The organism is Bradyrhizobium sp. BLXBL-03 (assembly GCF_051853015.1).
GTDB classification, from domain to species: domain Bacteria; phylum Pseudomonadota; class Alphaproteobacteria; order Rhizobiales; family Xanthobacteraceae; genus Bradyrhizobium; species Bradyrhizobium manausense.
Genome location: NZ_CP182470.1, coordinates 3,605,851 through 3,617,223, shown reverse-complemented (window position 1 = coordinate 3,617,223; position 11,373 = coordinate 3,605,851). Strand labels below are relative to the sequence as shown.

At 61.8% G+C, this 11,373-nt stretch carries 11 protein-coding genes; all 11 read right to left on the bottom strand.

The window, feature by feature from the left end:
• Positions 1-17 precede the first annotated feature (17 nt).
• Complete coding sequence (locus tag ACNJX9_RS17285; RefSeq protein ID WP_439409682.1) at positions 18-797, bottom strand: Crp/Fnr family transcriptional regulator; 780 nt, start codon at positions 795-797, stop codon at positions 18-20.
• Positions 798-896: 99 nt separating this feature from the next.
• Positions 897-2,678: a glycoside hydrolase family 15 protein gene (locus tag ACNJX9_RS17280; RefSeq protein WP_439409681.1), complete on the bottom strand. Its 1,782-nt coding sequence runs from the start codon at positions 2,676-2,678 to the stop codon at positions 897-899.
• A 10-nt stretch (positions 2,679-2,688) separates the two neighbouring features.
• Positions 2,689-3,762: an SDR family oxidoreductase gene (locus ACNJX9_RS17275; protein WP_439409679.1), complete on the bottom strand. Its 1,074-nt coding sequence runs from the start codon at positions 3,760-3,762 to the stop codon at positions 2,689-2,691.
• A gap of 12 nt (positions 3,763-3,774) precedes the next feature.
• On the bottom strand, positions 3,775-4,155 hold the full coding sequence (locus tag ACNJX9_RS17270; protein WP_439409678.1) for a sensory rhodopsin transducer: 381 nt from the start codon (positions 4,153-4,155) through the stop codon (positions 3,775-3,777).
• Positions 4,156-4,157: 2 nt separating this feature from the next.
• Positions 4,158-4,598 carry a PPC domain-containing DNA-binding protein gene (locus tag ACNJX9_RS17265; RefSeq protein ID WP_439409677.1) on the bottom strand — a complete coding sequence of 147 codons (441 nt, stop codon included), beginning with the start codon at positions 4,596-4,598 and terminating at the stop codon, positions 4,158-4,160.
• 10 nt (positions 4,599-4,608) lie between these two features.
• Positions 4,609-6,264 carry a GMC family oxidoreductase gene (locus tag ACNJX9_RS17260; protein WP_439409675.1) on the bottom strand — a complete coding sequence of 552 codons (1,656 nt, stop codon included), beginning with the start codon at positions 6,262-6,264 and terminating at the stop codon, positions 4,609-4,611.
• Complete coding sequence (locus ACNJX9_RS17255; protein ID WP_439409674.1) at positions 6,254-6,922, bottom strand: gluconate 2-dehydrogenase subunit 3 family protein; 669 nt, start codon at positions 6,920-6,922, stop codon at positions 6,254-6,256. Before ACNJX9_RS17255 ends, ACNJX9_RS17260 begins: the two co-directional genes overlap by 11 nt.
• Positions 6,915-7,811, bottom strand: a complete 897-nt coding sequence (locus ACNJX9_RS17250; protein ID WP_439409673.1) for a hypothetical protein — start codon at positions 7,809-7,811, stop codon at positions 6,915-6,917. The genes ACNJX9_RS17255 and ACNJX9_RS17250 overlap by 8 nt, the downstream gene beginning before the upstream one ends.
• A gap of 43 nt (positions 7,812-7,854) precedes the next feature.
• Entirely contained in the window at positions 7,855-8,949 is a 1,095-nt protein-coding gene (locus tag ACNJX9_RS17245; RefSeq protein WP_439409671.1) for an enolase C-terminal domain-like protein, read from the bottom strand.
• Positions 8,949-10,724 carry a thiamine pyrophosphate-requiring protein gene (locus tag ACNJX9_RS17240; protein ID WP_439409669.1) on the bottom strand — a complete coding sequence of 592 codons (1,776 nt, stop codon included), beginning with the start codon at positions 10,722-10,724 and terminating at the stop codon, positions 8,949-8,951. Before ACNJX9_RS17240 ends, ACNJX9_RS17245 begins: the two co-directional genes overlap by 1 nt.
• 187 nt (positions 10,725-10,911) lie before the next feature.
• Positions 10,912-11,295 carry a hypothetical protein gene (locus ACNJX9_RS17235; RefSeq protein ID WP_439409667.1) on the bottom strand — a complete coding sequence of 128 codons (384 nt, stop codon included), beginning with the start codon at positions 11,293-11,295 and terminating at the stop codon, positions 10,912-10,914.
• Positions 11,296-11,373 lie beyond the last annotated feature (78 nt).

Here is an 11,373-nt window from a genome sequence, read left to right as displayed (position 1 = left end):
AACCAGAAATTTAATCTTTACTCTTGCAGGCAACAGCCGATCTGGCGATCATACTCGCGCTGTATCAATCCAGAACACGAACATGCCAGCTGCTCCAGCTGAGCCCGGTCGACCAGAGTTATGGCGGCCCGTGTGTTGCGAATGATCCCAGCCTGTTCGAAGGTTTCGAGGCACTCACTGACACTGGCACGACGAATCCCGAGCAATTGAGCTAAGACGGCATGCGTGATCGGCAATTCGCTGGAGTCCATCGCGTTTGCCGCAACGAGAAGCCAGCGGGCAAGTCGCTGCTTCACGGAATGGAGCGAATTGCACGCACCCACTTGCGCCGTCTGAAACAAGACAAGGTTGATGTAACGAAGGATCATGCCACGAAGAACCACAAGGTCGTGAAGGGCCTCGTGGAAAGCGGCCACGGGAATTCGCAGCGCCGTTCCGCCCACCTGAACGACGCGGCGGTGCGGCGGCGTCGGATCGTCCGGCGCCAGCACGGAAGGGGCCCCGATCATTCCCTCGGAGCCGACCAACCACGCCTCGACAAAGCGACTGGATTCAACTTTGGCGGAGACTGACACGAGCCCATTTTCAAGGAAATAGACGTGCTCCATCGGCAACCGCCAATGATGAAGGACCTGACGGGGCTTGAGCTCGATGTCTGTCCCGATCGAGCGAAGCGCAGTCAGCTCCGAGCTTGGAATGCAACGCAACAGCTTGTTCGATGCAGCCTCGGTCGGCCCGAGGCCTTTAATGGCAATCGACCGCAAAGGAAGAGGGCCCTTCGCCTGACCATCCTGCATTGGAGCTGTTTCTCGATAACCCGGGGACCGACTGGAACCGCCCCGGCTCTGGGGAGAGTACGCTGTCGGACCGCCGCGGTTCCTCTTTGACATGTACGACTATTGTCCATGTCCATCACCCGGGTTCGAGGCCTTATTCTCCAATCGAAGAGCGGCGCGGACCAACGCCAGATGGCTCAGTCCCTGGGGAAAATTGCCAGCAAGCCGTCGATCCCGGACGTTGAACTCCTCGGCCAAAAGTCCTAAGTCACTGCGGGCTCGCAAGAGATGCTCAAAGGTCCTTTCCGCTTCTGCGCGTCTTCCCTGCATGAGCTGGCATTCGGTAAGCCATCCGCTGCACGCAAGGAATGCGCCCTCACGGATTGCGCTTGACGACCGGCGGTGGACGTAACCCTCGTGGACCAGTTCGCGTTCTATCGCGGCGATCGTCCTTGCGACGCGCTCGTCCGTGACAGGCAAAAATCCCACCAGAGGGAGGTTCAGCAAGCTCGGATCCAGTCCATCAGACCCGTAGTATTCGACAAATGCCCCCCGTTCGGGGTCGACTCCCTTCTCGCATATTTCGCGATGCATCCGGTTCCGCAGGCCTATCATCCGGTCAAGGAACGAGTCGTCTGCGGTCTGGTGCAGATCGCGGCGGCGAACGAACCGATCCACCGCGACCCAGGCGGAGACCTTGGAATAGGTATAGTGCTGCGGACTTCCTCTCAATTCCCACAACCCATGGCCGGGCCGGTCCCAGACCAGCTCGACGTGCGCGATCACGGAAGCGACCAGATCGGCTTCACGTTCGGTCGGCGCTACGCCCGCTTTCGCTGCGGCAGCCACGCAATCCAGGAGTTCGCCGTAGATGTCGACCTGTCGCTGCGCCGCAGCGGCATTTCCAATTCGCACCGGTTTTGCGCCTCTGAACCCCGGCAGCCAGGGTGCGGTCCATTCCTCCAAGCGACGCGAGCCGTCGACCCGGTACATGATCCTGATCTTGTCGGGTTCGCCACCCGCAGCGCGGAGAAGCCAATCGCGGAACGCCTTAGCTTCATCGAGATAGCCGGCATCAAGCAGAGCCGTTGTCGAAAACGCTGCATCGCGCAGCCAGCAATAGCGGTAGTCCCAATTCAGGTCCTCGGCCGGTGCCTCGGGCAGAGATGTGGTTGGAGCGGCAATCATGCCGCCCGTGGAGCGAAAAATCATCGCCTTGAGCGTTAGGAGGGAGCGTCTGACGGCCTCTGGCCATCGTGTTTCAATCGAGAACTTCGCGATCCAATTGAGCCAATACTCCTCCGTCTTTCGCAGCGCTGCCCCCGCGTCAAGCGGCCGAGGTGGTGCACACGTTGCGTTGCCGTATCGGAGACAAAATGCGATCTGCTCGCCTTCACTCACCTCCACTTCCGATACGATACAGGAGCCTTGCAGCGAAAGCTGTGCCGGTGCATGCAGAACGACAACATCCGGTCCCACGAAGGCGACGGCCTGTTGTCGATCGATCTCAACTGCAGGTCTCAAGGATCCATAGTCGAAGCGAAGATCCAGCTCGCTGCGCAGCTTGACCTTTCCCGCAAGGCCCCGAACGATCCGGATCACGGCAGAGGCGTTGTCCTCGATAGGCATGAAATCGATCAGACGGACACGACCTGTCGTCAATTCAAACTCCGTCTCGAGGATGAGCGTATCCGTGCGATAGCGGCGATGCGATGAAGTGCCGGCTTCGACCGGCTTGAGCTTCCAACAACCATGCGCGTCCGTGCCGAGCAAGGCCGCAAGGCAGGCGTCCGAATCGAAGCGAGGCCAACACAGCCACTCGATCGAACCGTCGCGATGAACGAGGGCAGCAGTCTGACCGTCTCCGATCAGGCCATAATCCTCGATGAACTTCGTCGGCACGAGGAAGCTCTCATCCAAGTGGGGCGTTGCGTTGACGTCGACGATATCCGGTTCTCGGGCTTCGAGAGCCGCGACCTGCCGCCACGGCCAAGGCAGCTGTCCCCAACAGCGCCACGATCGGCGCAAGCCGCAACATGCTTGCCGGCCCGGCAAAGACGCTATCGGTCGCCTCCGAAGCGAAGCTCCCCCTGGTGCGATGAAGGCCGCGTACGGGCTGCTCGAGGTTGTCCCGCCGGCTTGGATCGATCGGGCGATCCGTCTGTTGGCCACTGATACAGGTTTGTGCGAGATAGCGATCCAGCCCCCCCGGCAAGATCATGTTGCCAAGAATAACCTTTAGGGTGCTGAAACCGATCCAATACTCCCTCGCCGGCCTTTGAGCTGCATCGTACACTGTATTCGCGATGACCTCGGGCTCGACCACGGGGGCCACCGGCCTCGGCGTCCGCGGCATATGCGCCCTCGCCCAATCAAATTGCGGCGTGTTGACCGCCGGCAGCTGGAGCATCATCAAATTGATCCTGCTCTGCTCGTGCCTCAGCTCGCTTCGCAGCGAATCTGTGAAACCGCGAATGGCGTGCTTGGCCCCGCAATATGCCGACTGGAGCGGTATGCCTCGGTAGGCCAGCGCCGATCCGATCTGGATGATCGTGCCCCTGTTTGCAGGCCGCATGTGGCGCAGGGCGGCCATCGTTCCGTGCACGAAGCCGAGATAGGTTACCTCGGTGACACGGCGGAATTCATCGGGCGTCATTCGCCAAACCGGCGAGAACACCGTCACCATCGCGTCGTTGATCCATATGTCGATCGGACCCAGCGTCGATGCGATACGGTCCGCGGCCGCAAAGACGGCGCCGGCATCCGCGACATCCAGAGGCATCACGACCGCCCGTCCTCCGACGTCCTCGATCTCGCGCCGCACATCCTCGAGAGCTTCAGCATCTCGGGCGATCAGACCGATGGAGTAACCGGCACGGCCGAAACGATGGGCGATGGCCCGGCCAACCCCGGCGGATGCCCCTGTGACCACGACAACCGGACGGGGACGGACCGGCCCCTCACGCAAGTTCGCTTCGCCATCCATTAGGACACCTCCTCACTGCGGTACGGCCGGGTAGGCAATGGTCGACAGCAGCGCCATCCCTGGCTGGCGGGAGTCGAGCCTGGTATGCTGCACGATCACCGGCTCGCTCGCCTCGATAATTGAAGCGTAACTCGTATCGCGCGGAACCGGTTCGGGGTCCGTCAAATCGTTGAAACGGAGATGCAGAGTTCGCTTGGCCGGCACCTTCACCCGGTAGGGACCGACCGGAGCCCTGTTCTCGAAGAAGAGCGTAATTCGGACGTCTGCGTCGCGATCGCCCGTGTTCAGGAAGCACGCCGCCTCATGGGACACGAGATCGTGCGCGTCGCTGACGCTGTCGCTTGGGATATAGCCTTCCGGGATGGCCCACATTGTGCGACCGATGCTTTGCATTGTCATCGCTCCAGCTTGATCAGCGCCAGCCCCGTCGCGGGATCGTGCGCTTTCTGAAGATGCGCGGGGTTCTCGGTTACGATCACCTCGAGAGTGGGACGCACCCGACCCAATCCAAGGTGGCCGGCGAGAGCGGTGCCGTCGCGCCGTCCTGCAACGAGATGGACGTGCACTGAAGGTTCGCCCGACGGCGAATCCGCGATATCGCCGACGAGCGAAGCGACCTCCACTTGTTCGTCCACGCGGTTCTCGAGGTACGATTTCCTCTCCCAATCGAAATATTTCAGCACAAGCCTGCTGAAGGCTCCGATGCCGGTGATTTGGGCTGCAGAGATCCGCTGCGCCACTGCAAACGACTTGAGGCTTTCCATTGCCTCGTCGCCGCTGTCGAGGACGACTGCAAAGGTTCGCTGCGCGTCGTCGTTAAGGAGCTTGTGCCTCATCGGTATCCTCCTAGTTCAATCCGATCTCTCCCAATCGGGACAGAGCCCGAATTCGATCCGCCGTGCGGCAAGCGATCGCCTGGATCGTGAGCGACGGATTCGCGCCGCCCACCGTCGGAAACACCGAGCCGTCGCAGATCCACAGATTGGGAATATCCCAGCTGCGGCAATCCGCATCGACGACGCTGTTGTCCGGCCGATCGCCCATCCGGGCCGTTCCGTTGAGGTGACAGGTGTCGTCTTCCTGCACCCACAAATTCCTGGCGCCGATGGCGCCCAGAGCGCGGCTCATGAAGGCGATGGAGTGATTGATCAGGCGCTTGTCGTTGTCGCACCAGGAGTAGGTCACGCGCGGAATTCTCAGCCCGTATTGATCGACTTCGTCGGCCAAAGTGACGCGGTTGCCTTCCTGAGGCAGCATCTCGCCAACGATCTTCAAGCCCACGACGTGGTTATAGCGCTTCATCGCCTCGACCAGTCGCGTCCCCCACAGACCATGCGCCGTCGCTTGCGTGTTGGCCCACAGCTGCGGAAGGGGGCCTTGGCTCATGTAGGCGTAGCCACCAAAGAAATCCTTGCCCTCATCCTCGTAATTCCAGTGCTCGGTGATAGCGAGGGACGGAGGTCCCTTGTACGAGCGGACCTCCTCGTCCATCTCGCCCCATACCGCCTGGTTTGCCTGTGCCATGAGGTTCTTGCCGACAAGTCCGGAGCTGTTTGCCAGGCCGTCCGGAAACTTGTCGGTCGCGGAATTCAGCAGGAGCCGCGGCGTTTCGATCGCGTAGCCGGCCACCACCACGTTGCGCGCCTTCTGGAAGCGCCACTCGTTCTGGCGGTGATAGTGAACACCGACGGCGTGGCCATTCGCGTCGGTCTCGATCCGGCCGACCATGGCGAGATCCCGGATCTCGGCGCCGGCGGACAAAGCGCGCGGAATCCACGTCACGAGCGCGCTTTGCTTGGCATTCGTCGAGCAACCGGTCACGCAGAAGCCGCGATAGACGCAAGGGTGTGCGAGGCCGCGCGGCGCAGAGAGGGTTGCGAGCGGCGTCTCGGTCCAGCCGATACCAAGGGCTTCGCAGCCGCGCGCGAGCGCGCGGGCAGCAGCATTGAGCGGATGGGCCCGATAAGGATAGCGCGGACGCGGCGGTCCCCAGGGGTAGTTGACAGGGCCGGAGATCTTGAGGGCTTGCTCGACCTCCGTGTAGTAAGCCCACATCTCGCGCCAATCGAGCGGCCAGTCCGCACCATAACCAAGCTTGGTCCTGGCTTTGAACCATTCCGGCCGGAACCGGAGCGACACCATCGCAAAATGCACCGTCGAGCCTCCGACGGCCTTGCCGCTGTTGTTGCTTCCGAGCTGCAGGGGATTGTCGCCATCGACGATACGATCGTCCGTCCAGTAAAGCTTGGTTTGCTCGGACTCGTCGGAAGCGAAATCCTCGAGCGGCCGGAAATAAGGGCCGGCATCCAGGGCAACCACAGAGAAGCCGTATTCGGCCAGTTTGCAGGCGAGCGTCGCGCCGCCGGCCCCGGTTCCGACGATCACGAAGTCGACCATTTCGTGATCGGCGTATTGCTTCATGCTGACCCAGCCGCCGGGGCGGAACACGTCCGGTGCGCGGCCGTTGCGGGCACGGGGACTATGCCGGGGATCATCGGACATTGCGATTGATCCTCAGAGCGTCAGCCTCCCGGCCCGGCTTGGCCTCGGCCGCCTCCCAGGGATCGCGATCATTGAAATCGAGGCGGACGTAGCCGCGCGGGCTGGCGGGGCCACCCCACCCGATTTCGCTCCAGGCCATCGGATGGGAATAGTACGCAAGAACGATGTCGCGCAGCAGGCGATGTTTGAAGAACGTCCGCGACGGCATGCCCGACCATGCGGGCGACTTCAATTCGCCCGCCTCGCAGCGCCTTAGGAGATCGTCCTGATAGGACCCGGCGATTGCTGCGAAGCCACGGTCGTGGCGGGCTCTGGCCTCGGCATCAAGGGCCCTCAGTCCCCTTCGCCAAGCTTCCCCGTCGCGCGGCAGGCCGGCTGCGCGATAGCCGTCCAGAATGCCCTCTTGCAGCTTCAGATCCAGCAGCGCAGCAACTGGAACAGGCGATTTCGCCGCAGGTTGCGGCACGATGCGATCGGCGACAGCCGTGAGGATTTCGAACTCGTCCGCGGTCAGGAATTGCGGCTTGCCAGCTGCTTTCAAGCGAGCCGCGATCACCTCCCTGGTCTTGTCGTTCCAGGATAGACTCCGCCATTTCGCGAGGACGTCATAACCGGGGTATGGGTCGCCTGCAGCCCGCTCGCCCTTCCGCTCAAGCATCTCGTGCCTCCTTCATCAGCTCGAGCGCGGCGAGCCCGGCCAATGCGAGGCCTGCGAAACTTGGCGGCGCCGGGAGCGGCGGTCCGTTGAGAATATTCTGGCTCCAGTTGCGCCAACCGCCCATGTTTCGCGAGATCCCGTACGCGTGGAAGCCCACCCCCGCAAAGCCCATCGCAGTGAGCAACCGCATCCACCATCGCGCGAGGCGGCGTGTCCGCCGTTCGCGGTTCAACGCAGCACCGGCGAGTAGGCCGGCCCCGATGGGCGGGAGAGTGACGGGAAGAGTCATAAAGGGGTTGTGAAAGGCTCCGCGAAAATGGAGCAGCCCGGCTTCTCCAGTCGTCCCGAGCAGCCCCAGTGCCGTGACCGTGGCGATCGTCTCGCCCGCCGGCAGGTTGAAGACCCGATGCGGGCGGCGACGTCCATTGGCGCGCACCCGTTCCGAGCAAAAGCCCAGCACTCCCGAGAGCAGAATGGCCATAGGTGCGCCGAGGGGAGCACCGTAAAAGAGGTTCTGCCAGCTCCACCCGCCCGCCTTCTTGGTCACGTTATAAACGTGAAAGCCTGTCCCAAGCAGGCCGGTGGCAGCTGCCAAAAGGTACGACGTATCACGCGCTTGATGCGCGACCGGGCGCCTGTCTGCCGTGCCGTGCAGGCTCATTGTCAGCGTCAGCCCGGCGACCACGAGCGGGATGAGCATGGCCTTGTTCTTGAACGAACCCCGGTAATGCTCTACGGCGCTGTCGGCGAGCACCGACGCAGCCAAGGTGCCTGCCGCACGATTGAGCCTTCGAGCCGCAAGAACGGTCTCGGCCTCGCGCTGGCCTAAGCGGAAAAACGAACGAGCTGCGGAACGCAGACCGGCCTGCTCGCGCTTCGCCTCACCCAACACGGCTTGGGAGAAGCCACCTGTTCTCCCTCTTCTCAGCTGGTTAGATCGCATAGCGTGCAGCATCCGCATCCTTGAATATCAGACCATTGCCCGGCCGCGACAGGTCGGGCCGGATCGCGCCATTGCGTGGAGTGGGCGCGCCATCGAAGAGCATTTGCTCGATCCGAACGTGGTCGTGAAACCATTCCAGATGCCGGAGCCGCGGCGCCGCGCAGGCGGCGTGAAGATGCAGAGCGGGTGCGCAATGGCCCGACAGGTCGATGTGGTGCGCCTCGCAAAGCGAAGCTATCTGCAAGAACCCCGTCACGCCGCCGCACCGCGTAATATCCGCCTGCTGCACGTCGACGGCACCGGATCCGAGCATCACGCGAACATAGTCGGTTGTATATGCATACTCTCCCGCAGCAACGTCCATGCCCGCCGGGGTACGGGCACGGACCGCACACAAGCCTTCAAGGTCGTCCGACGACACCGGCTCCTCGAACCATTTGACGCCGTGCTGTCCGAACACGTCGGCAAGTTGAAGCGCCTGCTTCACCGAATAGGCGCCGTTTGCATCGATGAACAGGGCGGCGCGCTCGCCGATCGCGCGGCTGACGACGCGTACCCGGTGCGGATCGAGATCGGGCTCGGAGCCCACTTTCATCTTGACGTGCTTGCAGCCGTCGTCAGAAACCCACCCGCCGAGCTGATCCGCCAGCTCGCTGTCGGAATAAGTCGTGAAGCCGCCGCTTCCATAAATCGGGACGGCCGTACGGTAGCTTCCGAGGAGCTGAACCAGCGGCACATCCAAGAGCCGCGCCTTCAGGTCGTACAGCGCCGTGTCGACGGCTGAGATTGCGGTCGCAGCAAGCCCTTCGCGGCCCAGATTGCGGACGGCGGGCTGCATCGCGCTCCAGACTGCCTGAGGCGCCAACGCGTCCTTCCCACGGACGATCGAGGTGAGCTTCTCGGCGATGAGGGCGACGATGCTCCGATCGGAATACGTGTAACCGATCCCGGACTTGTCACCGGCTGCAATCTCGACCAGCACCAGTGTTGTTGAATCCCAACTCATCGTCCCGTCCGCTTCGGGTCGATCGGTCGGGACCTCGAAGGCGCGCGCTTTCACCGCCTCGATCGTAACCTCGACCATTATCCTTTCCCCGGCAGTACGGTCGTCAACAATTCCTTGGCGCTGTTCTTGAGAACGTTCCCAAGCTCCGGCTCGGACGGAATCATACTGACGAAGTTTTTGGCGTCCTTCAGGGTGATGTGCGGCGGCAGGGGGGGAACGTTGGGATCGGTGTATGCCTCGAGTACCACCGGACGATCGGCCGATAGCGCTTCGTCCCAGGCGGCACCCACACGTTCGGGATCGTCGACGAAGATGCCCTTGAGACCAATCAACTCGGCATAACGATGGTACGGAAAGTCCGGGATGCTCTGGGTCGACAGCGTCTTCCCTGCCCCGAGTTGTATCCGCTCCTCCCAGGTCACTTGATTGAGGTCGCGGTTATTGAGGACGAGGACGATCAGGCGAGGGTTTGACCAGGTTTGCCAATACTTCGAGATCGTGATCAGGACGTTTAGTCCGTTCATTTGCATGGCGCCGTCGCCCATGCAGGCGATAACTGTCCTGTCCGGATAAGCCATTTTGCCCGCCAGGGCGTAGGGCGTCCCGGCACCCAATGAAGCCAGGCCTCCGGACAACGAGGCTTTCATGCCCCGACGCATTTTCAGGTCGCGGGCATACCAATTGGCAACCGAGCCTGAATCCGCGGTAATGATCGCGTTCTCAGGCAAACGGGGCGAGAGCTCCCAGAATACGCGTTGCGGATTGAGCGGCTCCGCCGAATCCATGGCGCGCTCTTTGAGCGTCTGCCACCATTCCCGCACGCCCTCCTCGATTTCACCACGCCATGAAGATTTTTGTTTCTGCTGAAGATGCGGCAGCAGCGCCTGCAACGCCACGGAGCTGTCCCCGACGATGTTGACTTCCATAGGGTAACGCAGGCTCAACCTGGCGCCGTCGATATCGATCTGAACGCCGCGCGCCGCGCCGGGCTTCGGCAGAAACTCGCTGTATGGAAACGCCGAACCGACCATCAGCAAGGTGTCGCAATTCTTCATGAGGTCCCAACTCGGCTTGGTGCCGAGCAGTCCGATCGAACCGGTTACAAAGGGGAGTTCGTCCGGAAGGGCTGCCTTTCCAAGGAGGGCTTTGGCCACCCCCGCCTGAAGGCGCTCGGCCACGGCGATGACTTCATCGGTCGCGTTCAAGGCGCCTGCGCCAACCAGCATCGCAACTTTCTTGCCGCTGTTCAGGACCTCGGCGGCGGCGCGCACCAGATCCTCGTCCGGTCGCCTCGCCGGCTCGGCATATCCGACGCCCGTGTGGGTCGCACCATGCGCGAGAGGCGGATCCTGGTAATCCAGCTCCTGAACGTCTTTCGGTAGGATCACGCAGGTAACGGCGCGCCTGTTGTGAGCAATGCGCACGGCCCGGTCGATCAGGTGACGCACCTGCTCGGGCACGCTCGCTTGCGCGACGTATTCGGCAACGTCCTGAAACAGCACCTGCAGGTCGACTTCCTGCTGATAGCTCGCCCCGATCGCGCTCCTTGCCTGCTGGCCGACGAGAGCGACCACGGGGACGTGGTCCATCTTGGCGTCGTAGAGCCCGTTGAGAAGATGAATTGCGCCAGGTCCTGAGGTCGCGTAGCAAAGTCCAACCTGACCTGTAAACTTGGCGTGACCGGAGGCCATGAAAGCGGCCATCTCTTCGTGCCGTACCTGCACGTACTCTATTTTGCCCTTCGCACGCTCGAGAGCAATGTCCAACCCGCCGACGCCGTCCCCGGGGTACCCGTAAACCCGGCTTAAGCCCCATTCGGACAGCCGGTGCCAAACATATTCACTGACATTCATTGGATTTTCTCGATAGTTCTGGCGCGGAGGATGCCCGAGGCAACGTCCAAGATCGCCGTAACGTTTCACCTCGGCAGCGCCCCTCATCACAATGTTCGTACGGTCGCGTACGTCACGGGGCCCGCCCGCAAGCAGCGAACATCGCAGAGCAATGTCTTGCCGCGACGTCCGCCGCGAGTGCGAGAACTTACTTCGAATTTGCGTTGTTGCTCGAAGGGCTGGAGCCCGTTGTCCCGTGAGAGCTGCTTGCGGAGCCCGATCCGGTCGTCGTCGTGTTCAACGCTTCAAACACCGACATGCCATGCGGGCCGATCGTCATCACCATCGGGTTGCCCTCCTTTGTTTTGGCCTGGACGACAAAGGATTCGGCCACGACTTTGATATCAGTGAAGCCTGCCTTCTGCAGATCGTCCTTTATTTTCTGCGCTGCCGCGGTCTGGCCCGAATTGGAAGCGCTTTGTGAATTGGTCGACGATTGCGAGTTGTTTGTAGAATTCGTGCCCGTTTGAGCGAGCGCCGGGCTGGAAACCGTTACTGCGAGCAACAGAGCCATCAAACGTGTGGTCTTCATCAGTTGTCTCCTGTGGGTTGGATGTGGAGTACTGCTACAGCGCTGGCCGGCTCTAGTCGTTCCTTGCGAACATTCGGG

Coding starts and splice junctions, on each gene's coding strand:
- ACNJX9_RS17285 (WP_439409682.1), bottom strand. CDS start 797: ATGCAGGATGGTCAGGCGAAGGGCCCTCTTCCTTTGCGGTCGATTGCC.
- ACNJX9_RS17275 (WP_439409679.1), bottom strand. CDS start 3,762: ATGGATGGCGAAGCGAACTTGCGTGAGGGGCCGGTCCGTCCCCGTCCG.
- ACNJX9_RS17270 (WP_439409678.1), bottom strand. CDS start 4,155: ATGCAAAGCATCGGTCGCACAATGTGGGCCATCCCGGAAGGCTATATC.
- ACNJX9_RS17265 (WP_439409677.1), bottom strand. CDS start 4,598: ATGAGGCACAAGCTCCTTAACGACGACGCGCAGCGAACCTTTGCAGTC.
- ACNJX9_RS17260 (WP_439409675.1), bottom strand. CDS start 6,264: ATGTCCGATGATCCCCGGCATAGTCCCCGTGCCCGCAACGGCCGCGCA.
- ACNJX9_RS17255 (WP_439409674.1), bottom strand. CDS start 6,922: ATGCTTGAGCGGAAGGGCGAGCGGGCTGCAGGCGACCCATACCCCGGT.
- ACNJX9_RS17245 (WP_439409671.1), bottom strand. CDS start 8,949: ATGGTCGAGGTTACGATCGAGGCGGTGAAAGCGCGCGCCTTCGAGGTC.
- ACNJX9_RS17240 (WP_439409669.1), bottom strand. CDS start 10,724: ATGAATGTCAGTGAATATGTTTGGCACCGGCTGTCCGAATGGGGCTTA.
- ACNJX9_RS17235 (WP_439409667.1), bottom strand. CDS start 11,295: ATGAAGACCACACGTTTGATGGCTCTGTTGCTCGCAGTAACGGTTTCC.